A 24,774-nucleotide genomic window follows, 5' to 3' on the forward strand; every position below is an offset into this window, starting at 1 on the left:
TATGGAATTTATACAAATATACCTCAAAAAAAGAGTTTTATACTTGATTGGAACAATAGCTTTGCTTTTCATTTCTAGTTGTGAAGGATTAGAGGATTGGTCTGATTTAAAAGCTGCTGATTTTCTCAATATTAAAACTGATGAGACTAAAACTGATAAAGCTTTTAAACGTTACAATGAGCCTGGAATGAGTAATCAACCCATAATAGAATTCATAGTTGATGAAAAAGACATTCAGAGCAAAATATATAATGGAAACATTAAAAAAACATGCGACTACACAAAACTTCCTTTTCGCTCCATATCCCTAAATGAATGGAACTCCACTTCTAAAATTGCCCCTACAACAAGAGTTCTATCCGTATATGACACCAAAAAATTAAATGATGCATCCATAAATAAGATTTTAGATTTTGTTTCAAATGGCGGAACACTTTTTTTACCATATGCTAATGAAGATCACAGAATGTCTTTTTTATTAGGTTTTAAACCAGAAGCAGAATTTGCAACAGATACAGAATCAGTAGGATTTTATTTTAATTATAATATTTTTCCAAATTCAAAAGATAAAAAATATTTTGAAAATGTAAATCATTTTGGTTTTTCTTCGACCAATTTTTCTAATAAAGTAAAAATTTTAGCAACTGCTATCAATAATAAAAACTACCCTACAATTGTAGAAAATAAAATAGGAACAGGTCGTGTTATATTTTTCAATACTTCAGATAATTTTACAAAAGAAGACAGAGGGTTATTGTTTGCAGGAATTTTAAAAGGATTAGAAGGGATACCTTATCCAATTGCAAATGTAAGCACCATATTTCTAGATGACTTTCCGTCCCCACTTTATGATATTAAAGCGGAACCAATTGCGTCAGAAATGAATATGAATATGGAGGATTTTGTAAAAAAAGTGTGGTGGCCCGACATGAATAAATTATCGAAAGAATATAAAATTCCATATGCTGCGATGACCACTTTTGATTATAGAAATAAAATTGTACCTCCATTTACACTTGATCAGTGGAATTTAAGAAAAATAACAGATAATAATAAAACTGAGCCTATTACTGATTGGCTCGTTAAAGATGTTGCTAAAAATGGTAACGAATTAGCATTTCATGGGTATAATCATGTTTCGCTAATGAAAGATTTATGGAAAAATCAGGTATTCATAACAACATCAATGAATACCGTAAAGAAAAAATGGGAAATTAGTAACTTTGGAAAGTTACCAACTACTTATGTACCACCTTCAAACGATATTGATAAAGAAGGAATTATAGAGTTAAAAAAAGCAATGCCATCATTAAAATACATGTGTAGTTTGTATTTAGGCATAAAAAAGGATGGTGGAGATCGAGAGTTTGATTATGATCCATATAACAAAGAATTCTTTGATTACCCAAGGATTTCGAGTGGTTTTTACATGAGTGAAGAAACAAAATATAGTCAACAATCGATGTATTTGTTTACAGGAATTTGGACACATTTTGTGCATCCCGATGATGTTTTTCAAATTCCAAGTACGGCTAATTCAAGTGCGGGACATTTCGGATTGCGAAATGAATTAAATTATGGATGGCGAAAAACAAAAGGTGGTGATAAAGCCATGTTTCCAGAGTTTAAAAAATATATAAAGCAAATGACAAATGCCTATCCTCAGTTGCGTTTTCTAAACGGAAATGACGCTGCCGAAATTGTTATTGATTGGCGAGCATCGAGATACAATCATAAATCTGAAAATGGTTTGTATACTATTACTCAAACCAATCCGGGTGAAGTTACAAAACAATATTGGTTCATGTACGGTAGTACAGAAAATGCTGAAAAGATTGAATCTAAACTAAAAAATCAAGTTGCATTATTTTCTAAAACTCCATTCCTAGACGGTAATCTATATACGGTTTATAATAATAAATCTAAAATAAGTGTAGTAGATTTAAAATATAAAAATGGAATTCAGATAGCCAACCAACTTAAAATAAATCAAGCTGTTTTAGCTGAAAACAAGAAGTTTGAGGAACAAGTTAAAAAGTTTAGATCAGGAGCTATATATGAAGAATTAGAGAAGAAAAAACTGCAAATACTTTTAACATCTCTTAAAGCTAAGATGATAAATACTCCAGTTATTGATTCGGTAACTTGGAACAGATATGCAAAATATATGTCATGGGATGAAAAGGGTAGTGAAGTATGGAAATTATTAGATGAACATGTAAAAAAGTATCCTACTAAAGAAAACATTATGTATTCTAAAGAATTAGATCGTGTAATTGGTTACCCAAATGAAGCTGTAACTGAAGAATGGATTACACAACAGTTATTAGCCAATCCGTTTGATAAAGATTTATTAAACACATATATAACAAATTATTATACTGATGAAAATGAATCTAATAGTAGGATGGCTTTAAAAAATTTGTATATGATAGACAATTCAATGTCAAATTACAAAAATTATCTGCGGCATTTATTACAATTCCACCCAGACGAAGCCTTAAAAGAATTAAGTGATAAAAAACCAACTGAAGATTTTGCTGAATTTGGCGAGCAAATAACTTGGTTATATGCCGATAGCTTAGATTATTATAAAGCTATCGAATGGTCGTCATTAGCCAAAAACATCGATTTTGTAACCAAAATGGGATGGTATATCGAGTCAGGACAATCTAAATTGATTGAAAAAGAATACCTAAAATATATTGCAGAGAACCCTAATGACGATAAGGCGAAGGTACTAATGAGTAATGTATATCATGAAATAGGTCGTTTTAAAGAGGCCTGGATTTTAGCTAATTCATTACCAGAAAGCGAAGATAAAGAGGATTTAAGAAAAACTTATAACAAAGATGTTGTATATGAAGAACAATCGTTGCAACAATATTTGATTGAAAATGAGCCTGAATTATTTTATCCTAACGTAATGAAAACACTAGTTAAAGAATACCGATTAACAAAAGGTAATTTTGTTGATTTCAATTCTTCTTTGCAAACCAATCAAAATGTTAATTCATTTTTTAATAATATTTTTTCTTATAATTTTTATGACAAAAAAGAAAATCTTAATAGTATAGGTGTTTCTCGAACAAAGTTTTATAAAATAGTAATAGATGAAAATTATCCAAGTAATTATGAAAATACATTAGTTGGTTTAGAATATAAATACAAAACCGCACAAATAGAAGGCAAACCTCAATATTGGTCACGAGGAAGAATAGAAGCAAACGAATCAGCTAAGATGTATTACCAATTTGGGCTAGGTTATAGTGCTGCAAAAGAAAAAAGTTTTAGATCTGCCGAATTTAATTTACTACCAGTAGAATTTGCTCCAGGATTAAACCAGAATATTTATAATTTACGTTTAAGCTTAAATCAAGATTTTTATTTATTTAAAGTTATTAATACTAATATTTCTTTTGAAGGGAATTATTACACCAATGGATTGCTATCTAGAGACACTATCAATACAGCAATTCTTAATCCTAATAGAAAATCACCACTGGCCAGAAAAGTATATACAACAATTGACAAGAATAATTATGAAATAGCAACGTTTGATGACGCAATAGAAGGTGCATTAACTTTAAGAATGATTTTAGACAAAGGTGAAGTACGAAAATCTAAATTTGTTCCGTTTATTGAAAGTCAAGTGTCTAAAGGAAATAGAGATCAAGAAGATGGATTTCCTTACTGGATGCTAAGAAGTAGACTGTTTGGTGGTACTGGTTTAGGTTGGGAATTTAATAACAAAAATTTCATTTCAAGAATTGAAGCAGGTTACTTTTTAGACGACTATACTAAGAAGTTTAGAAGATATACTGGTAATTTATCCTATCAATTATTTGATTATACAGCTCTTACATTTATTTTTGAAATATATGATCAAGACAAATTTTATTCAAATGCTTATCAATTAGGAGTAAAATACAACTTGAAAAAAAAATCAAAAAAGAGAGTTATTAATGAACAACAATAATTTCATTAATAAATTATATTTCCTTATAAAAACTAAAATTGGATTATACAAAAGCATAATCCATTTTTAGTTTAAGGTTACTATAAAATTAATGTTTAACAATAATTTTTCGGGTATCTTTAGTTGATCCTTTAGCAAATTCTATAAAGTACAATCCTTCGCTTAAATTTGTAGTATTGATTATTGCTTTGTTAGATTCTAATTTTTTTGAAATCAAAACATTTTGTCCTAACGAATTAAACATAGTAATTTGATAATCGTTAATTCCATCAAACTCTATAGCTAATTCATTATTAGCAGGAACCGGATATATAGACATATTAATTTTAGAAGATTCTGCCTTGCCTAAATTAGTGTCTGTAACGTTGATGGTATAATTTAAATCATTATACCCAGTACTAGCATCCCAAACATTATCATTTGCAAAACGTATTGCATATTCAGATCTATTTGCTAATGTAGGCAAGTTATCAGGAAGATGTAAATACAATTTGTAATTACCGGTAGTTAAATTAGATGGTAATGTAAGATTCTCGTTAATAGTTAATTCAGTTGGACCAAGCCAAGTTCTAGGATCTGAAGCCATTAAAATAGAATAAACCTGGTTTGTTGCTAGATTTTTTAAAACTAAATACGCTTTTCTTTCATTGAAAGGAGTAGCAAAACCGCTGTTGATGATTTTTAGAGTTAAAGGTAAATTATCTCGTAACAATTGCGTTTTAGGAAAAGTAGCTGAAGTCAATTCAAATCGATATCCTAGCTTTTTTTGAATATCATCGAAACAATTATTTGTTTCAAAACCATCTATAACTCCAGGATAAAAATCTAAATTCAGAAAAGTCCAATGGAATTTCCCCATTTCTAATACAGCTGTTGCGCAATCAGATCTAGGAGAATTTAATCTACAAGTTTCGCCTCCCATAGGAACAAATTTTGTATCTTGAGCTAAATACGGATATTGTGTAGTTACATTATCATAGGTTCCATAATCTGAAGAGCTAGCTAAGAAACAATCATTGTGATGTCCTATTCTTGCTAAAGATGTTTCAGAAAAAGCTTGAGTTGAAGTTAATGCATTTTTAGAATATAAACCTTGTTTAAAAGCGGGAGTTCTCACTTGAAGCATTCTGCTTGCGGGCAAAGCATCTAAAAGTGCTTCAACAATCTCTTTTCTATTATTTAGGTTAGTTGTTGTTACGCTTGAACCATTATAACCTTCACCACCAAAATCAGCTTGACTGGTATAATACCATTCTCCCCAAGCTCCTATAAATCCAGCCTGCATTAAACTTATGACATCTTCGTTAGCTTGCAAAAGAGGTTTTATTTGTTTAATGTGTGTTAACATTATTTCTTTTGTAGCATCTCTTTTAGGCACATCTTGATCATCAGAATAGGTAAACCGTATGAAACATTTTACACCCGCTTTTCTAATTTTGTCAAAATCACTTTGCATATTGGCTAAATAGCTAGCAGAAATAGGTGTATCTATAAAATCATCTAAAGGAAATGCTCTATATATTAATGAAATATTATTGAGAACTCTGTAATTAGTAAGAGAAGTTTGATTTAAACTTTGATAGGTACCAGAATGAGCAGAGGTATGTTTATAAAAACCTCGTTCTGGATTAGAAAAATTTAACGTTGAAGCTTTGTAAGTAATGTTTGACGTTTGGGCACTTCCAGAAACAAATAGAAGAACTCCCAATAGAGTAAATAATTTTTTCATAGTAAGTAGGTTAAGATTTAAACTAATGTTATGTTTATATTTTTTTGTTTTTGTTTTGTTTATATTATTAATTTGGGATTAATAACTCAACACCACAAATTTATATAGATTAAGTGCAATAATAATCGACAAAAATGTTAAATTTTCAAATTTAATCGATAAAATACATCATAATTCTTTAATATGTAAGAATAATAATATGATAATATTATTATTTGTAAGAAACGAAGTTACAATGAACATAAAAAGATATTAACAATATAATAATGAAGTGTTTATAACTAATAAATTAGTAAGAAAAGCATTTAATATAATTTATTATATATTAGATTTATTTTATTACAATGAAATTTTTAGGAGAAATTTTGTCATATTAAATAAAATAAATCTAATAAATATATGAACTATAATTTATATTATGTAAAATAGAAAATTAATGTTTATGATTGATAGTTTATTAAATTTAAACATAGTATATATTAAATGTTTCCTATTTTTGCAAAACTGTTTTAATTTAAATAAAAAATTTAAAAACTTGAAACTTTACTTATTTAAAATCAATTATGAATGCAATTGCCGAACGTATAGCTGATTTTCTAAAGCAATATCAACCATTTAACATTCTTTCATTTGAAGAGTTAAAAAGTGTAGCATTAAGTATTCGTGTCATAAATCTTGAAAAAAATAAAACCCTTTTCCAAATTAACGACATTTTGCACGATAGTTTTTATGTAGTTGCTTCAGGTGTAATCAATTTATCAGTGATTTCAGATGCCGAAGAAACGCTCTTAAATAAATGTATTGAAGGAGATGTTTTTGGTTTACGCCCTTTTTTCGCAAAAAATAATTATATGATGACTGCAAAAGCTCGTGAAGAAAGTATCGTTTATGCCATTCCAATTGCTGCTTTCCGACCTTTTGTAGCTCAAAATTCTGAAGTTTTAAATTTCCTTTTAGAAAGTTTTGCAAATAATACTGCAAATCCAAATGACATAGAAAATAAAGGTAAATTTTTATCCGATAATGTTGTTTTTTCTTCAAAACCTTCAGAAATTCAATATTTTCAGACTTTATCCTACAACAAAACGCCCTTAAAAATTGATAAATTAACAGCAGTTAGTCAAGTTGCTCAATTAATGACCGACAATTTATTAGACAATGTAATTATTACTCAGCAAAATTTACCAATCGGAATTGTAACTGATACTGATATGCGATCTAAAATTGCTACAGGACGCTATTCTATAACTACAACTGTTGATAAAATAATGTCTTCGCCAGTAATTACAGTAAATGAAAACGTATCCCTTGCAGAAGCACAACTATTATTACTTAAGTATAATGTCAGTCATTTGTGTGTAACATCAGACGGAAGTGATAAATCAGAAGTTAAAGGAGTAATATCTGAACACGATTTAGTGGTTGCTCAAGCCAGTAATCCTGGTATTTTGATAAAAGAAACCAAACGATCAAACGATGCTAATGATTTAAAAAAAGTTCGATTTAAATTATCTGAGCTAATTAAGACATCAATAGCTAAAAATATTCCTCTTTTACATATTACTAATATTGCTAGCGAAATTAATTTTGCTATTTTCAAACGTGCTGTCGAATTGGCTGTTCTAGAATTAGGCTCTCCTCCTGCTCGTTTTGCCTGGTTAAGCATTGGTAGTCAAGGCAGAAAAGAACAATTATTAGTTACTGATCAAGATAATATTCTTGTTTTTGAAGATGTTGCCACTGAAAAATATAGAGATGTAAAAGATTATTTTATAAAATTAGCCAAAAAAACTGTTGAAACTTTAGCAAAAACTGGATATATACCTTGTACGAACGGTCATATTGCAAGTAATTTACAATGGTGTAAATCATTGACAGACTGGGCAAAACAATACAATAATTGGATGGATACTCCGGGTGAAAAAAGTAACGAAATTAGCGGTGCTTTTTTTGATTATGAAATTGCTTTTGGAGAATCTAAAATTGAAGATGCCTTAACGGATATTATTTTTAATAAATCAAAAAAACACACCCTTTTCTTTGACTATTTAGGCAATGATGCTTTGAGAAAACCTGCTCCTTTAAGCTTTTTTAAGAAGTTTAATGTTGAAGAAGAAGGTATCAATAAAGATAAGTTTGATATTAAAACTCGGGGTTTAATGCCATTAATTGATGGAGCGCGATTGTTTGCCATTAGCCAAAATATAAAAGGTATAAACAATACTTATTTAAGATTTAAACAATTAGCAATTGTAGATTCGAAACATTCAGAAATATTTTTAAATTGTGCGGATGCATTTTTGACATTGTCTAAGTTTAGGACTCTCGAAGGGTTAAAAAATGATAGTAGTGGACAGTATATCAACTTAAGCGAACTTTCGAAGGTAGATAAAGAAATACTAAAAAATGCCTTAGCTCCAATGAAAGAATTGGAAGATTTAATTAAAGATACTTTTCAACTGACTCAATTTTCATAAATATGTTCGATTGGATTAAAAATATTAACAAGGAGTATCCTGAAATTTGGAAAAACTATATTTCAAAATTTGAAAAAAGATCGAATCGATTTGTTGTTTTAAGTACTGAAACTAGTGGTTTGAATCCAAATAAAGATGTAATTCTCTCTTTTGGAGCAATTGCAGTTCAAGACAATTCCATTTTAATTGGAGATAGTTTCGAAGTCATGTTATTGCAATACGTTTACCTACATGATAACGGACTTTCTAACGAATTTATAATCGAAAGTAAACAACCTAAGCTTGGTGAACGTGAGGCTATTCAAGCTTTTTTAGAATATATTGGAAATGCTATTTTAGTGGGACACCGAATACATTTTGATGTAGATCTGATAAATGTTGCTCTTGAAAAACTAGATTGTGGAAAATTAAAAAATGAAGCTTTAGACATAGAAATTATGCACAAAAAATTAAAAGATATTAGTAGTGAAAAACCAATTTCTATAGATGAATTGTGCGAAATTTATAAGGTTCCAAAAAGTGAACGCCTTTCCTCTTCAGAAGATGCTTATACCATTGCCCTATTATTTCTTAAACTTAAGTCTAAATTAGGATTGTAAATTTTCTTTACAGAGCATTACAATTTCCTCAAAATTACCGTGATTACTTATTGAAATTGAATTGTTATTACCATGTATAACTGGAATTCCATTCTTTTTTATTATGCCTTTTCTAGAATATAAAAACAATATTCTTTTGAAATCTGATATTTCATTTACTGCAATAGAATGAACATATTTAGTAGTTATTTGCGTTTTTGTATAAAAACAATAATCATAACAAACTACTTTACCAATGTGCTTAGCTATTTGAAAACATTCTAGTTGTAATGGTATAAAAGCTCTGAATCCAGTTTTACGATTGTAAATTTTATATGCTGCTTCTTTCCTACTCCATAAATCCCAAATCATAATCTCTTGATTTTTAGATTTATGAATTAATATTTGTTCCTTAGTCGTAAATATTTTATCTAAAAAGCCTTCCCTTTTCCAATTGCTTTCTTTTCGGGCTAAAGTCAAATCTACGATGTCATTTCCTATCATTTTTCGGATAGTTTTGTTTCGATTATTTCTACCGTCGATTTTACATCCAACATTTGTTCCATAGATTGATTGTCTATAACAATATGAAATTCCTCTTCTATATCTAAAATGATATCAACCAAATTGGCCGAGTTTATATTTAAATCAGTAATGAAATCAGTATTTTCAGTAAATGCATCAAACGCATCTTGATTTTTTATATAAGGCTTTACTATTCCTTTTAATTTCTCTATAATTTCTAACTTATTCATGTTTTATATTTTTTAAAAATAACACACCCATTTACGTCTCCAAAACCAAAGCTGGCTTTAACAATACAATTTAACTCTTTTTCGATTAATTGTTGTGGAATTCTCGAAGTATCAATGACTGCGGTTATTTCAGGATGTAAATCTTCACAATTAGTATTAGGAAAAATAAACCCCTGATGCAACTGTAAAATCGAAGCAACACTTTCTATACTTCCAGCAGCAGACAAACAATGACCAATCATAGATTTTAAAGAGTTGATATAAGGAAAATCCAATCCCTTTCTTTGCAATGCTTCGCTCCAATTCTGAATTTCTAAACTGTCTTTAGTCGTTGCTGTCAAATGTCCATTAATGGCATCAATTTCATTTGCGGTAATTCCTGCATTTTTGATAGCATTTGTTATACACTTTTTCACAGCAATTGGGTTTGGTGCTGTCATAGTTCCTAAACCCCGTTGTCCACCCGAATTTATATTTCCACCCAAAACTTCTGCATAAATAGTAGCACCTCGAGACAAAGCAGTTTCTAAATCTTCAAGTAGTATTGCCCCTGCTCCACTTCCTGGTACAAATCCTGAAGCAGTTACACTCATTGGTCTTGAGCCTTTTTCCGGCGCTTCATTATGTTTAAAAGTACATACTTTCATAGCATCAAATCCTCCCCAAATATAAGGACCACTATCGCTAGTACTTCCTGCTAAAATGCGTTTGGCCTGACCTGATTTTATTCTTTCAAAAGCCATTAAAATACTTTCTGTTCCAGTAGTACAAGCTGAAGAATTGGTCGTTACCTGATTTCCTAGTCCTAATTTTCCTCCTAAATATGCACTAACACCACTATTCATAGTTTGAGCAACTGCTGTACTACCTAATTTTCTAGTTTGAAAATCATCAATTTTATAGATACTTTCCCTAAATTTATCAATACCCGAAGTTCCCGTTCCGAAAATAGTACCGCTGTGCCAATCTGGTTCTTCATACAATTCTATTGGTAATCCAGCATTTTTCCACGCATCGATACCAGCAATTACACCATATAAAATTCCAGATGAATTAAAATTACGAAGTTCTAATTCAGAAAAATAGTGCAATGCTAATTCAGTTGAAATTTCAGGTTTACCAGCAATTTGACAGGAAAATTGTAATCGCTCTAATTCGGTATCGTGTTTAATTCCTGAAATTCCTTTTTTAATGGCATGTGTAAACGCAGTTAGCCCTACTCCGTTTGGAGCAACAACACCTAAACCTGTTATTACAACTCTTTTCATTTTGTCATTGCGACGCACGAAGCAATCTCTTTATCTAAACAATCATTCCAGCAATTATTCCGTTACAAACTTCTTCGTTTTTTTGATTTAACATTTTTACTTTACATTTTAGTTTTCCAAATCTAAAGTATATTTTTTCTGAAATCACTCTTACTTTTTCATTAGGAAAAACGGGTTTTAAAAAATCTATTTCATTTGATGTTAAGGCAATTGAAGTATTAGAATTAAATTTTTTATTTAATAAAAAAATTCCCAAACAAACTACTCCTATTTGTGCCATTACTTCTGTTAAAATAACTCCGGGTGTAACGGGCTTATCTTTAAAATGACCTTTATAAAAATCTAAACTAGCATCAAAAGTATAGCAACCCTCCACTCCGTTTTCATTAATATTTAAAATTTTATCTACAAACAAAAAAGGTTTTGAATAAGGTAATTGAGCTATTATTTCTTCTGTTTTCATTTTAAAATTGCAATAAAACCCTTTGAGCGGAAAATCCTGGTCCAAAACTCAAAAGCAATCCTTTTGATCCTTTTTTCGGGTTACTATCCATAATTCTTTCTAAAACATACAAAACAGTAGCACTTGACATATTTCCATATAAACGCAAAACTTCTTTTGTTTCGTCTATATTCTTTCCTAAATCTGAAAATAATTCCTCTACAATTTGAATGATTTTTTTTCCACCAGGATGGAAAATTAAATGATCGATATCTTCTATTTTCAGGTTGTTTTTTTCAAGAAAAGGATGAATAATAGCTGGGAAATGAGTCGCAATTTTTTCCGGAACTTCAATATCTAAAATCATTTGTAAACCTGAATTGGTTAGTCTAAAACCCATCATGTGAATAGCATCATAAAAATGATACATTTCTTCTGCTAAAATTTCAGGTCCTTCATCTTCTTCATGTGAAGAAAGCAAAGCACATGCAGCTCCGTCTCCAAAAATAGCAGCACTTACAATATTTGCCATAGAAAAATCGTCTAATTGAAAGGTTGCTGTTGGACTTTCGACAGCAATTACAGCAGCTCTTTTTCCAGGGTTAGCCTGAAGAAAATTCTTAGCATAAATAATCCCAGAAATTCCTGCTGCACAACCCATTTCTGTAACAGGTAGCCTAACAATGTCTTGTCGTAAATTTAGTGTATTAATAAGATAAGCATCTAAGGATGGTATCATGATTCCAGTGCAGCTTACGGTTATGATGTAATCTAAATCTTCTGGTTTCCAATTGGCTTTTTGAAGTGCTTTTAGCAATACTTTTTCACCTAAATCTATTACTTCACGAATATAAATATCATTTCTTTCTTCAAAAGAAGTTTTGGTAAAAACTTCGATTGGATCCATTATAGAATATCTTTTATCAACTGCAGCACCTTCAAAAATTTTTTTTACTTTTCGAATAAAACGATCCTCTTGACCAAGTAACCAAGCATCAAGAAAAGGCAAAATTTCTTCGGTTGTTCTTGAATATTTAGGCAACTGCTTGACAACAGTTTTTATTTTTACACTCATCTGTTTTTTGAAGATTTTTAGACGATAATTTAAAAAAACGAATTCTCTAATTACTATCTACTAATTTATGATTTGTAACTCTCTTTTTATAATCCATTGGTAACGAAAAGCCCATTTCCATCGGATTCTGTAATTATTTAAATTTAATTTTTTTGAAAATTGAATTAATTCTTCTTTTTTGAATCCTCTTAAAATTGACGTTAAACCATCTTTTCGAGACATTTCATTTAATCTAAAAATGATGCACACTAATTGAAAGAGACGATAGGCTATTGCGCTTCTATGCAAATCATTAATTATAAAACCAATTCTTGAATTCTTTTCAAAAATAGTCATTAGTTTAATAATTTCCTCTTCTTTAAAATGATGTAAAGTGAGCGTACACAAAGCAATATCATACTCTAATTCTGAAAAAGATTTGTCAAAAATATCTTCGCATATATAAGAAATATTGGGATAATGTATAGAAAGCTCTCGAGCATAATTTATTGTAAAATTATTAGCATCTACCCCTAATAATTGAAAATGAAAATTATTCTTTTCTCCATATTCTGATAATTCCCTCAGCATATCTCCATTTCCACATCCAATATCAATAATCATTATAGGCTTATCTTTTGAATTTTTAGAAATTAACTCTTGGACTCCTTGTAAAGTTAGTTGATTGCCTCCTAATAGCTGATTTATTTTTGCAATTTTATCAAGCGCATCCTTTAAAATCTCACCTTCTATGGTAAAATCATCCATAATTTCAGAGTCGTCTGTTCTATATTTTGTATCTATAAACATTTTTAACTAATTATTTATGGGTTTTCCATGCGTTTTCTTTACAATTAAAGGTAGTAAAAAAGGGAAGCTAATAAGAAATCTAATAAGCACTTCGGCGAGTTTAGGTTTTTGTAAAAGATACGATAATAATCGACCAAAACTCAGTCTTTTTTTAAAATTATAATTCCACTCTTTACAATACTTTTGCTCTAAAGCTATTCTTGATTTTATTTCATTTTTAAAATAAGCTCCAATCAATTCAGATGCAATTTTAGCACTGTGAATTGCCATTGCCATTCCGTTGCCACATAATGGATGAATTAAACCTGCGGTATCACCAATCATAAGTATATGATTCTCTATGGTTTGCTTCTTCTCAAATGAAATTTGGCTAATAGTTAGTGGTTTATCAAAAAGTAAGGTGTGATTTTCAAAAATAGATTTTAGAAATGGATTTTTTGAAACAACCTTATCTTGATAATCTTCTATATTTTTATAATTTTTAAATGTTTCATAGTCGGCTAAATAGCAAATATTAACTTTGTCCTTTTCTACTTTAGAAACGCCACAATAGCCTCCGCTAAAATTATACAAGCCCACTAGAGTATTAGAAAAATTTCCTGAAAAATGTGCTTTTACAGCTAGCCATGGCGATTTTTGTTGAATGAAATTTCGACTTAACTTTTGGTCTATATTCGAACGCTTTCCAAAAGCTCCAATAACAATTTCTGTTTTCAGTATCGTATTGTTAGAAGTTGTGATTGTAAATTCATTTTCATTAAAAGCGATATTTTCTACCGTTTCTTGAATAAAATTACATCCGTTAGCAATGGCTTTTTTATATAAAAATTCATCTAAAGCATATCGACTAATTCCAAATCCTCCCAAAGGCAACTCGCAATTTATTGCTTTTCCTTTAACGGATGAAAATTGAAGTTTTGTAATATGTGTTGGTTCTAAATCGGAAATGATAACTTCCAACCACTTGAAATAAGGAAGTACTTCATTAGAGATGTATTCTCCACAAACTTTGTGTTTTGGATAACTATTTTTTTCGATAATTGTAACATGAACTCCAATTTTAGATAAATGTATTCCCGCGGTTAAACCTGCTAAACCGCCACCAATAATAATAACTTCATTTTTCATTTAAAAGTTGATTTACAAAACTGGCTTGGTTATTTATAAAAGTTAAAAAAAGCCAGTTCAAATTGAACTAGCTTTTTTTAACTATACTTTACCTGCTTTAATTTCTTCAATAATTTCAGGATTTAAAAGTGTCGAAGTATCTCCAAAGTTAGAATAATCCCCTTCAGCAATTTTACGTAGTATCCTACGCATTATTTTTCCGGAGCGTGTTTTTGGTAAACCTGTAACAAATTGAATTTTATCTAATTTTGCAATAGGACCAATATGGTCAGATATTTGTTGATTGATTTCTTTACTTAGATTTTCTCTATCACGAGTTTCTCCTGATTCTTTAAGAATTACAAATCCATATAATGCATTTCCTTTAATATCATGAGGAAAGCCAACAATTGCACTTTCTGCAACTGCAGGATGTTCGTTAATAGAATCTTCTATAGGAGCAGTTCCTAGATTATGACCAGAAACAATAACCACATCATCAACACGACCTGTTATTCTATAATAGCCAACTTCATCTCTTAATGCTCCATCTCCTGTAAAATATTTTCCAGGAAAAGTAGAAAAATAGGTTTGTTTGTAACGTTCATGATCTCCCCATATAGTTCTGGCAATTCCAGGCCAAGGAAATTTAATACATAAACTTCCCGTAACTTGATTGCCTTCTATTTCATTGCGTTTTTCATCCATTAATACAGGCTGAACTCCTGGTAATGGTAATGAGGCATAAGTTGGTTTTGTAGGAGTTACAAATGCAATTGGCGAAATCATGATCCCTCCTGTTTCAGTTTGCCACCAAGTATCAACAACAGGGCATCGCTTCCCTCCTACGTGATCGTTATACCAATGCCAAGCTTCCTCATTAATAGGTTCTCCAACAGAGCCAATAACTTTTAATGATGCTAATGGATATTTCTGTACAAATGATAAGTTTTCTTTAGCTAAGGCGCGAATTGCAGTAGGTGCTGTATAGAATTGAGTGACTTTGTGTTTTTCGATAATTTCCCAAAAACGGCTGAAATCAGGATAGGATGGGACTCCTTCAAAAATTATAGTTGTTGCTCCGTTTAATAACGGACCATATAAAATATAAGAATGTCCAGTTATCCAGCCAATATCAGCTGTACACCAAAAAACATCATTCTCTTCGTAGTTAAAAACATTTTTAAATGTGTAAGCGCTATAAACCATGTAACCAGCTGTAGTATGGACCATTCCTTTTGGCTTTCCGGTAGAACCGGAAGTATATAGAATAAATAAAGGATCTTCGGCATCCATTATTTCAGCAACATTGTTATCTGAAGCTTCGTCTAAAAGTGGTTGCAACCATTGGTCACGACCCAATTTCAAATTTACAGTTGTATTGGTTCTTTTTACTACCAAAACTTTTTTGACGCAAGGGCTTTTTTCTAATGCTTCATCAATAATACTTTTTAAATCTATGGTTTTATTACCACGATACCCTCCGTCAGAAGTAATTACCATTTTACACTCGCAATCGTTAATTCTTGCAGCTACTGCAGATGCAGAAAATCCAGCAAAAACTACCGAATGTATGGCTCCTATTCTAGCACAAGCCAAAACTGAAACTGCTAATTCAGGAATCATTGGTAAATAAATACAAACTCGATCTCCTTTTTTAATGCCTTGTTCTCTTAGCACGTTTGCCATTTTAGAGACACGTTGATGCAATTCGTTATAAGTAATGTGTTGGGCCTTCTCTCTTGGATCATTTGGTTCGAAGATAATTGCGGTTTTATTACCACGTCTTGCTAAATGTCTGTCGATACAATTTTTAACAATATTTACTTTAGCTTCGGTAAACCATTTTATCTCCGCTTCGGCCATATTAAAATCGACTACTTTATCCCATTGCTGGTACCAAGTAAAGTTTTCTTCTGCAATCTTACTCCAAAATTTTCTAGGTTCACGAATTGATTTATTATAATGTTTAAAGTATTGTTCTAAATTGTCAATTTTGTAATAACTCATAGTAATTGTATTTTTTATTTTTCTTTTACTGAATCGTATTCACCCATTAAGGAATAATATCCAAATGTTCCTAAACCCAATACTATTAATGGTGTCAGTATAAATAGTATAATTATTCCAAAAACCAAATCTTCTTGTTTACCAGATAAAAATTTTGGCAAACCAAATATAAAGATACAAAAGTAGGCAGAAGCAACTGCTAATCCTATCCAAATCATTCCTAAAATTCTTTTTAACTGATTCATAGTATTTTAAATATGTTTGTTCTTGTTTGTATTATCAATATAAATCATTCCAATTATAAAGCATACCGAGGCAATAATTATTGGATACCAGAGTCCTTCTAAATAATATTCTGCATCACCAGCTTCTTTACCATTTATGACTAAATAAGTAGAAATTGCAGGAAGTAATCCACCAAAAATTCCGTTTCCTACATGATAAGGCAATGACATTGAAGTATAACGAATTTTTGCAGGAAACATTTCAACTAAGAATGCTGCTATGGGTCCGTAAACCATCGCAACAAATAGCACTTGAATAAAAACCATAAAAACTAACAACCATTTGTCACTAGAATTGATGGTTATTGTCGATTTTACTTCGACAGACTTTTCTTTATCAAAAGGTACTGTTTTTACTTCATGGTAAACGGTTCCATCTGTAAACTCTTTATTGAAAGTAAAAATAGAATCCTTAGTCATCAGCCTATTTTCTTTAAGTTCGATTAGGGTTTTGGTTTTTTCTAAAATCTCTACTTTATTACTTAATAATGTGGTTTCATACATTGTTTTATAAATAGGCCTGTAAAGTAAAATTGCTAATAACATTCCGCCCATCATAATGTATTTTCTGCCTATTTTATCGCTAAGCCATCCAAAAAAAATAAAAAAAGGTGTTCCTAATAATAATGCAATTCCTAATAATTCATCTACTTGAGATGAATCTAAAGCCATAACCGTTTTCATGAAATTCATTGCATAAAATTGACCTGTATACCAAATCACGCCTTGACCCATTGTGGCTCCAAATAAAGCTAACAATACAAATTTTAAATTGTACTTATTTCCAAAACTATCTTTTAAAGGATTTGCACTTGTTTTACCTTCCTTTTTAGCTTTGGCAAAAACTGGAGATTCATCCATGTTTTTTCGAATCAGATAGGAAACAAATACCATAATTATTGAGAGCCAAAACGGAACTCTCCAACCCCAACTGTCAAATTCTTCAGGACTAAGTACGTTTTTTGTGGCTAATATAGCCATCAATGAAATAAACAATCCGACTGTTGCTGTGGTTTGTATCCATGAAGTCCAATACCCGCGTTCCCCTACTGGGGCATGTTCTGCTACATAAGTTGCAGCACCTCCGTATTCGCCACCTAAAGCTAGACCTTGAAGTAAGCGAAGAATTAATACTAATAATGGTGCTAAAAATCCAATGGTTTCATAACTTGGTATGCAGCCAATTAAAAAAGTAGCTCCACCCATTAGTAATAACGTCGCCATAAAAGTATATTTTCTACCGATGATATCTCCTAATCTTCCAAAAAAAAGTGCGCCAAATGGACGAACAACGAATCCAGCAGCAAATGTTGCTAATGTAGATAAAAAAGCCGCTGTGGGATTATCAGAAGGAAAAAATTTAGTTGATAAAACAACTGCTAAACTCCCGAAAATGTAAAAATCATACCACTCAATCATTGTTCCCATCGAGGATGCCGAAATTACTTTCCAAATGCCTTTTGTAGATTTTGTAGTCATTATTAATTCACTATTTTAAATTTCTAATTCCCAAATATAAAAATAGTTACATCAATAATACTATTTCTAACTTGTTAAATACAAAAAAGCTTCCAAAAAAGGAAGCTTAGTTTACTATTTTGAAATTTAATTTATCGTTTAAGACTAAAATGAGCTTTAAATAATTTATTAATATCATTATTAGGTTCTAGATAATCAACTGTAAACCAATAATCCGTAGCTGGTAATTGAACTCCATTAAATGTTCCGTCCCAACCTTGTCCTTTTGGACTAATTTGCTTTAACAATTTTCCATAACGATCATAAATAAAAAGAGTTGCATTGGATTGATTACTTAATCCTTTAATATTCCAAGTGTCATTAAATCCGTCTCCGTTTGGTGTAAAATATTTAGGATAATCAATAACTTGTACACCTTTACTGTAATCCGTACAACCATCAGAATCAGTAACTCTTATAGTGTAAGTCCCTGCTCCTATTCCGCTAAAAACATTAGAACTTTGCAAAGCACCGTTATCTATTTGATAGAGATAAGTTGTAATTACATTTTGACCTGTTACTGTAATTGATGTATTTTCAGTAAAGGCATCAGATACAATTACATCAAATGAATTGGTAGGATTAACTTCTGTAACCATTGCAGTATTTGACTTTGCAGTACATCCTGTTGAAGTGTCTCTTACATTTACAAAATAATCTCCTAATTCTTTTGCTTCAAATAAACTCTCTATAGCGCCAGAAATAGGTGTTGAAATAGTATTAAAATACCATTCAAAATCATATAAAGCATCATTTAAATTAGTGTTTAAAATTAAGCTTTTCTTTAAATCTCCATTTGCTTCTAAACATAAAACACCATTTTCTAGATTTACAATTGGTGCTGGATTTACATTAACTGTATTAATAAATGAGTTTCCTATGCATCCTCCTAAAGATGGAGTAACCGTATACAATACTTTACCAGGATTATTTTCAGCTAATAAAACTTGATCAATTTTATCTCCATTTCCGTCTGTAGCACCTGATACATTGTCAGATAAATGAGTCCAATTAAATGAAGTTCCAACGATTATTGGTATTAAACTTATTTTAGGAGATTTACCACTACAAATTGTAGTTGAAGACGGTCCGAATTCCTCAGGAGATGGATTAACTTGTATCGGAACAATAATTGGATTTCCTATACACGAATTAATTTGTGGTGTAATCGTAAATTCAGCAACTCCTAAACTATTTCCTGTTGTTTTAATAATTTGCGCAATAGTATTACCACTACTAGATATAGCTCCTTTAACATTAGTTTGCACTACTGACCAGGTAAAAGTAGTCCCAGCAACATTACTTGTTAAATCTATATTTGTTGCATTTCCTGAACATATAGGATTGTTAAAAACATTTGTTGAAACATCTGGCACAGGATTTACTGTTATGGGAACCAAAATAGTCAATCCGTTACACCCATTCAAACTGGGAGTTATTGCATATACGGCTTCTCCAAAATTGTTTATAGCTGTTTGTAATACTTGAGTTATTAAATTACCAGAATCATTCGTAGCCCCAATAACGTTATTTTGAATGACATTCCAGTTAAATGTTGTTTGCGAATTACCACTTGATAAAGCAATAGCTGTTGCAGCTCCAGAACAAATAACATCTTTATCAGGAGTTGCGACTGCTGTTGGTGTAGGCGAAACAGAAACTGTAACTACAATTGGCAATCCTGAACATCCATTTGCTGTTGGGGTAACTGTAAAATCAGCAGTACCTACATTTATAGGTGAAGTAGTAGTTAAAACTTGAGAAATATTATTTCCAATTCCCGAAGTAGCACCAGCAACACCAGATTCAATAACAGTCCAATTAAAAATCGTTCCAGCTGTAGTACTTGTCAATAAAACACCAGAAGATTGTCCTGAACAAATAGGTTGATTGATTGTTGTGGGAACGACGTCTGGAGCATCATTAATACTTACTGTTGCAGTTCCAGATTGCAGTTGCGAACAAGTTGTAGTAGAATCTAATATATCGATCAAACTATAAGTCGTATTCGCACTTAGATTACCCGTTGCCAGTGTCGCTTCTCCTGCAGGATCTAAATCTATTGTTAAATTATTAACTGAATCTACAGTATAAGTAACAGTGGCGTTTGGAGTTCCAGTAAAAGTAATTGTGGCTGATGCTCCTGAACAAATAGCAGTAGTTCCTGAAATAGTAACTATAGGTAATGCATTAATTGTCACGGATGCAGTTTCTGATTGTAGCTGAGAACAAGAAGTGATAGAATCTGAAACACTAACCAAAATATAAATGGTGTTTGAAATCAAATTTCCAGTTGGTAAAGTTGCTTGTCCTGATGCATCTAAAACTATGGATTGGTTGGATCCCGAATTTACAATGTAAGTAACTGTAGCGTCTGGGGTGCCGTTAAATTGTATTGAAGTTCCGGTGCCAGAACATATAGTGGTACTTCCTGAAATTGTAGCAGTTGGTAATGGGTTAATGTTTACTGATGCAGTTCCAGATTGTGGTTGAGAACAAGTTTTACTCGAATCTTCTGCACTTACTAAGCTATAATCAGCAGTAGCAATTAAATTTCCTGTTGTTATAGTTGCATTCCCAATTGCATCTAAATTAACTGTTTGATTTATTCCCGAATTTATCGTGTAAGTAACTGTTGCATTAGGAGTACCATTAAACTGAATTGAAGTACTGGTTCCCGAACAAATAGACTTAGTTCCTAAAATAGTAGCAGTAGGTAAAGAAATAATTTTAACAGTGGCATTCCCAGATTGTGTTTGAAAACAAGTAGTGCTTAAATCTTGAACACTAACCAAACTATAGACCGCGTTGGCTGTTAAATTTCCAGTTGGTAAGGATGCATTTCCAAAACCATCTAAAATTATGGTTTGATTGGTTCCAGAATTTATTGTATAAGTAACAATGGTATTTGGAGTTCCGCTAAAAAGGATTGATGCTCCAGTACCTGTACAAATAGATGTTGATCCAGAAATACTAGCAATAGGTAATGTATCAATGCTTATTGTAGCATCTCCTATTTGGGTTTGTGAACATAAATTTGTATCAACTACACTAACCAAATTGTAAATGGTATTGCTCGTTAAATTTCCTGAATGTAATGTTGCGAGACCAAACGCATCTAAAAGTATGGTTTGATTGGCTCCCGAACCTATTGTATAAGTAACAGTAGCATTTGGAGTTCCAATAAATGAAATTGGAGTTCCAGTACCCGAACAAACAGCTGTTGTTCCTGAAATAGTAACCGTTGGTAATACATTTATAGTTACTGTAGCTGTTCCAGATTGTGTTTGTGAACAATTTGTAATAGGATTCAGAACACTTATTAAACTATAAAGAGTATTGGATGTTAAATTACCAGTTGGTAAAGAAGCATTGCCAGAAGCATCTAAAACCAAAAATTGATTGACTCCAGAATTTACAGTATAAGTAACCGTTGCGTTTGGAGTTCCGTTGAAGTTTATTATTGTTGCTGACCCAGAACAAACTGAAGATTTTACTGCGCTAATAATAACGGTTGGTAAAGGAAAAACATCTAAATCAAAAGTCATTGCTGGTCCTGTACAAGTTCCATCATTTGCAGTTACAGAAATAGTAGCCGTTTGCAAAGTGTTTGTTGTATTTATTACGTTAAAAGGAGGTATCGTAGCTCCAGTTCCACTAGCTGCAATTCCTATTGATGCATTAGTATTGGTCCAGTTAAAAGTTATTCCGCTTGTTGCACTTGTAAAAGCAGGTATCGATACAATATCATTTGCACAAGATGGAAAGTCTGAAATCACATCAACTATGGGTGTTGGACAATTTGAGGAAACACAATTGGAAGTGGCCTGTTTTGCACAAACGCTACCTATTGGAGTTAGTATTACGGATACATTTTGTCCAGGAGTTAGTCCGTTAACGGTTAGTGTAGTTGCCGAAGATAGAAGAACTCCTGTAATAGGTGCTCCCGAATTTATAGAATAAGAATAGCTATAACTAGTTGCATCGGCTATCGAATTCCAATTGAAAGCAACGCTACTGCCGGTAGTTGTTCCGCAAGTTAGAGTTAAAATAGGAGTTGTATTTACAGTAAATGTTTCAGTTACTAAACAACCATTACTGTTTTTGTAGGTAATTAAACTAGTTCCCGCCAAGACTCCCGAAACAACTCCTGAACTATTTACCGTTGCAACACTTGTTGAAGCAGAAGTCCAAGGTGCAGATGCATCAGAAGTTCCTGAACCTATTAAAGTAGTATTAGAACCGCTACAAACACTTAAAGTTCCTGAAATCGTTGGCAAATCGTTTACCGTTACAGATGTCGTTGTTGTACAACCATTATTATCTTTATAGGTTATGACACTTGTACCCGCAGAAACTCCCGTTACGACTCCTAAATTAGATATTGTTGCCACAGCAGGTGTTGCAGAAACCCATGGGTTTATCGCATTAGGAGTCCCTGATCCCGATAAAGTTCTTGTTAAACCTTTACATACGTTTAAAGTTCCTGATATTGTTGGAGTGTTATTAATTGTAATTATAGTTGTAGAAGATCCAGCCGATTGACAAATACCAGGATTAGCAGCTACAGAATATCTAATGGTATAGGTACCACTTGTCGATGCTGATAAATTGATAACTCCAGTTGATGCATTTATTGATAATAAGCCTGTAGCATTATCATCGGTATAAGTTCCGCCAGTTATAAATCCTGTTACTCCAGTTGGTGAAGGATTTGTACTGTCTTTACAAAAAGGAGTAGCATACGAAAAATTGGTAATTGGTGAACTGCCTCCAATATTTACAGTTAAATCAGTAGATAAATTACATGATTTAGAAGTTGTTGTACTAAATGAAATATCGTCTAAAGCAAAATCATTTCCCCCCGATGCAATGTTAGTATCAATGATTTTAATTGTAGCTATAGTTGCCGCCAGGGAATTCCAAGTTCCTTTAATTTCAGTCCAACCAGCACTAGCGCCATTCGTTGCAGAGACAGGCAAAATAGTAATTGGTGTTCCATTTATTGTAACTTGAAAAATTGCTGGACTGCTTGCTACTAAATTTTGTGCCCAAAATGAAAAATTATACGTTTTTGATGTTTCAACTGGAATTATTTGCGACCAAATTACACTATTTGCTACAGTTGCACCGTCAGCAACTAACATTTTTCCAGTGCCATTTGCGGTAGTATGATCTGAAGTACTAACAAATCCAATAAACCAAGAATTTGGATTGGTTACAATTCCGTAAGCAAATTGTGTTCCACTAGTATTAGATAACGAATAGCCATAATCAGAAAAGAAACCAGATGTTCCATTTTCAAAACCTGGATTTCCAATTAAATTTGCACTAGTAGTAGGAGAAACTGTAGTAGAGCTTACAGTATATGTAGTGGTCACAAGCGGACTAACATTTGCAATTGCATCAGTATCTGAAATAACAACACCTGTAGAGGCAGACCAACTATAGCTAGCCCCACCATTTGCCGCCGTAAGCGTTATTGGTGTTCCAGATAATATACATCCAGTTGGAGATGATGTTAATGTTATATCTAATGGATTAGAAACAGTTATATTAGGAGTAGTTCTTGTAGTTGCAGGAGAGTTCGAATCTGTTACCGATACTGTATACACTCCAGCACTTAGCCCTTGAAAAACACCAGTTGTATTTGTTGCAGTAGCCGCCCCTGATAATGTATAAGAGAAAGGAGCCACTCCTCCATTAGGATATGCCACAATAACGCCGTCTGAAAGCCCTGGACATGATGGGTTTGTTAATGAATTTGAAATAGATAGTGGTGCTGGAGGCGCAAACAAAGAGATATCATCAATAGCAAAATCATTTCCATTTGGTGTAGCTCCAGGAGTAGATAATTCAAAACGAACCCATTTTGCACCTGTCCCACTTGGAGTGAATTCATATACTACTTGTTGCCATGATCCATTATTTACCGTTGGACTTCCTGATTTTAATACAACTGTACAACCACATTGGTCTACCGCAACAAAATTAATAACCGGATTTGGAAATGCTGGATTACTCGTGCCGTTTATATTAACATTTACTACCCAATAAGAAAAAGTATAAGTTACGCCACCTTCTAATCTTATATTAGGATTTCCTTGCCAAAAAATTTGATTATTAGCATCTACAACCATCATTCTTGTTCCTGAGTGTGGGGTTACACTTTTAAAGCTAGCTAAATTCATTGGACCAGAATCACCTGTTATGGCATAGTTACTCGGAGCACTTGTACCACTAGTTCCTGGTGAAATATTAGTATATCCATTTGCCTGAAACCCACCTGTACCTTCAAATCCTGGATTGTTATTATTAGTTGTAAGTAGATTTTGAGATAAAGAATTTGTAGAAACTAAAAAACTTAAGAAAACTAGTGCAAAGCATTTATTTTTAGTAGCCTGAATAATTTGAAAAATAGTTAATAACATAGGTTTAGGTTGGATTTATTGCTATTAAAGTATTAAATAATTAAACAATGAGTATTTCTTATTAGTACAACTTATAAATGCGCTTATTTTAAGAAATATGAATTATTACTAATGTTTAAATGTATTCTACATAATTATAATTAGTAATAAAACTCTAAATTTATATAAATTTCAATTCATTTAACTTATGTTTTTATAGATTCATATACGAAAACGTAATAGTGTTGAAAACTTTATACTTATAAAGTAACATATATTAAGTCGCCATTTCAATTTGATGAGGAAAACATAAATTAAATGTAAAGAATGATTATAAAAAAAATCCCGATTAT

At 31.6% G+C, this 24,774-nt stretch carries 15 protein-coding genes; 3 read left to right on the top strand and 12 right to left on the bottom strand.

Annotated features, from left to right (window positions below):
* The first annotated feature begins 1 nt into the window (after position 1).
* On the top strand, positions 2–3,979 hold the full coding sequence (locus F6464_RS02085; RefSeq protein WP_151106090.1) for a DUF2194 domain-containing protein: 3,978 nt from the start codon (positions 2–4) through the stop codon (positions 3,977–3,979).
* Positions 3,980–4,067: 88 nt separating this feature from the next.
* On the opposite strand, the gene F6464_RS02090 is transcribed toward F6464_RS02085, so the two are convergent.
* The gene (locus F6464_RS02090) at positions 4,068–5,708 is read right to left on the bottom strand and encodes a T9SS type A sorting domain-containing protein (RefSeq protein WP_151106091.1); all 1,641 of its coding nucleotides are present in this window, start codon (positions 5,706–5,708) and stop codon (positions 4,068–4,070) included.
* A gap of 563 nt (positions 5,709–6,271) precedes the next feature.
* On the opposite strand from F6464_RS02090, the gene F6464_RS02095 reads away from it, so the two are divergent.
* Both F6464_RS02095 and F6464_RS02100 read left to right on the top strand, forming a co-directional pair.
* Complete coding sequence (locus tag F6464_RS02095) at positions 6,272–8,185, top strand: DUF294 nucleotidyltransferase-like domain-containing protein (RefSeq protein WP_151106092.1); 1,914 nt, start codon at positions 6,272–6,274, stop codon at positions 8,183–8,185.
* A 2-nt stretch (positions 8,186–8,187) separates the two neighbouring features.
* Positions 8,188–8,784, top strand: a complete 597-nt coding sequence (locus F6464_RS02100; protein WP_151106093.1) for a 3'-5' exonuclease — start codon at positions 8,188–8,190, stop codon at positions 8,782–8,784.
* Here F6464_RS02100 and F6464_RS02105 read toward each other — a convergent pair.
* The 11 genes from F6464_RS02105 to F6464_RS02155 all read right to left on the bottom strand — a co-directional run bounded on the left by F6464_RS02105 (position 8,773) and on the right by F6464_RS02155 (position 24,442).
* The gene (locus F6464_RS02105) at positions 8,773–9,267 is read right to left on the bottom strand and encodes a 4'-phosphopantetheinyl transferase family protein (protein WP_151106094.1); all 495 of its coding nucleotides are present in this window, start codon (positions 9,265–9,267) and stop codon (positions 8,773–8,775) included. The two genes, F6464_RS02100 and F6464_RS02105, sit on opposite strands and share 12 nt — an antisense overlap.
* Positions 9,264–9,518, bottom strand: a complete 255-nt coding sequence (locus tag F6464_RS02110) for an acyl carrier protein (RefSeq protein ID WP_151106095.1) — start codon at positions 9,516–9,518, stop codon at positions 9,264–9,266. Before F6464_RS02110 ends, F6464_RS02105 begins: the two co-directional genes overlap by 4 nt.
* Positions 9,515–10,786: a beta-ketoacyl-[acyl-carrier-protein] synthase family protein gene (locus F6464_RS02115; RefSeq protein WP_151106096.1), complete on the bottom strand. Its 1,272-nt coding sequence runs from the start codon at positions 10,784–10,786 to the stop codon at positions 9,515–9,517. The genes F6464_RS02110 and F6464_RS02115 overlap by 4 nt, the downstream gene beginning before the upstream one ends.
* A gap of 34 nt (positions 10,787–10,820) precedes the next feature.
* On the bottom strand, positions 10,821–11,249 hold the full coding sequence (locus F6464_RS02120) for a 3-hydroxyacyl-ACP dehydratase FabZ family protein (RefSeq protein ID WP_151106097.1): 429 nt from the start codon (positions 11,247–11,249) through the stop codon (positions 10,821–10,823).
* A gap of 1 nt (position 11,250) precedes the next feature.
* On the bottom strand, positions 11,251–12,303 hold the full coding sequence (locus tag F6464_RS02125; RefSeq protein ID WP_151106098.1) for a type III polyketide synthase: 1,053 nt from the start codon (positions 12,301–12,303) through the stop codon (positions 11,251–11,253).
* A 60-nt stretch (positions 12,304–12,363) separates the two neighbouring features.
* A complete protein-coding gene (locus F6464_RS02130; RefSeq protein WP_151106099.1) occupies positions 12,364–13,092 on the bottom strand; it encodes a methyltransferase domain-containing protein in 729 nt (242 codons plus the stop codon).
* Positions 13,093–13,098: 6 nt separating this feature from the next.
* Positions 13,099–14,220 (bottom strand): NAD(P)/FAD-dependent oxidoreductase, encoded by a 1,122-nt coding sequence (locus F6464_RS02135; protein WP_151106100.1) that lies wholly within the window; start codon positions 14,218–14,220, stop codon positions 13,099–13,101.
* A gap of 81 nt (positions 14,221–14,301) precedes the next feature.
* On the bottom strand, positions 14,302–16,209 hold the full coding sequence (acs, locus tag F6464_RS02140; protein WP_151106101.1) for an acetate--CoA ligase: 1,908 nt from the start codon (positions 16,207–16,209) through the stop codon (positions 14,302–14,304).
* Positions 16,210–16,223: 14 nt separating this feature from the next.
* Positions 16,224–16,454 carry a DUF6814 family protein gene (locus F6464_RS02145; protein WP_151106102.1) on the bottom strand — a complete coding sequence of 77 codons (231 nt, stop codon included), beginning with the start codon at positions 16,452–16,454 and terminating at the stop codon, positions 16,224–16,226.
* 6 nt (positions 16,455–16,460) lie between these two features.
* Entirely contained in the window at positions 16,461–17,972 is a 1,512-nt protein-coding gene (locus tag F6464_RS02150; protein WP_151106103.1) for an MFS transporter, read from the bottom strand.
* Between the two features lie 131 nt (positions 17,973–18,103).
* Positions 18,104–24,442: a T9SS type B sorting domain-containing protein gene (locus F6464_RS02155; protein WP_151106104.1), complete on the bottom strand. Its 6,339-nt coding sequence runs from the start codon at positions 24,440–24,442 to the stop codon at positions 18,104–18,106.
* Between the last annotated feature and the right edge of the window lie 332 nt (positions 24,443–24,774).

It is taken from the genome of Flavobacterium luteum (assembly GCF_008806775.1).
Taxonomy (GTDB): domain Bacteria; phylum Bacteroidota; class Bacteroidia; order Flavobacteriales; family Flavobacteriaceae; genus Flavobacterium; species Flavobacterium luteum.

Bases quoted from the DNA above. Each gene is read 5' to 3' on its own strand.
- F6464_RS02090 (WP_151106091.1), bottom strand. From the start codon at position 5,708: ATGAAAAAATTATTTACTCTATTGGGAGTTCTTCTATTTGTTTCTGGA.
- F6464_RS02135 (WP_151106100.1), bottom strand. From the start codon at position 14,220: ATGAAAAATGAAGTTATTATTATTGGTGGCGGTTTAGCAGGTTTAACC.
- F6464_RS02100 (WP_151106093.1), top strand. From the start codon at position 8,188: ATGTTCGATTGGATTAAAAATATTAACAAGGAGTATCCTGAAATTTGG.
- F6464_RS02150 (WP_151106103.1), bottom strand. From the start codon at position 17,972: ATGACTACAAAATCTACAAAAGGCATTTGGAAAGTAATTTCGGCATCC.
- F6464_RS02145 (WP_151106102.1), bottom strand. From the start codon at position 16,454: ATGAATCAGTTAAAAAGAATTTTAGGAATGATTTGGATAGGATTAGCA.
- F6464_RS02125 (WP_151106098.1), bottom strand. From the start codon at position 12,303: ATGAGTGTAAAAATAAAAACTGTTGTCAAGCAGTTGCCTAAATATTCA.
- acs (WP_151106101.1), bottom strand. From the start codon at position 16,209: ATGAGTTATTACAAAATTGACAATTTAGAACAATACTTTAAACATTAT.
- F6464_RS02105 (WP_151106094.1), bottom strand. From the start codon at position 9,267: ATGATAGGAAATGACATCGTAGATTTGACTTTAGCCCGAAAAGAAAGC.
- F6464_RS02115 (WP_151106096.1), bottom strand. From the start codon at position 10,786: ATGAAAAGAGTTGTAATAACAGGTTTAGGTGTTGTTGCTCCAAACGGA.
- F6464_RS02085 (WP_151106090.1), top strand. From the start codon at position 2: ATGGAATTTATACAAATATACCTCAAAAAAAGAGTTTTATACTTGATT.
- F6464_RS02095 (WP_151106092.1), top strand. From the start codon at position 6,272: ATGAATGCAATTGCCGAACGTATAGCTGATTTTCTAAAGCAATATCAA.
- F6464_RS02130 (WP_151106099.1), bottom strand. From the start codon at position 13,092: ATGTTTATAGATACAAAATATAGAACAGACGACTCTGAAATTATGGAT.
- F6464_RS02155 (WP_151106104.1), bottom strand. From the start codon at position 24,442: ATGTTATTAACTATTTTTCAAATTATTCAGGCTACTAAAAATAAATGC.
- F6464_RS02120 (WP_151106097.1), bottom strand. From the start codon at position 11,249: ATGAAAACAGAAGAAATAATAGCTCAATTACCTTATTCAAAACCTTTT.
- F6464_RS02110 (WP_151106095.1), bottom strand. From the start codon at position 9,518: ATGAATAAGTTAGAAATTATAGAGAAATTAAAAGGAATAGTAAAGCCT.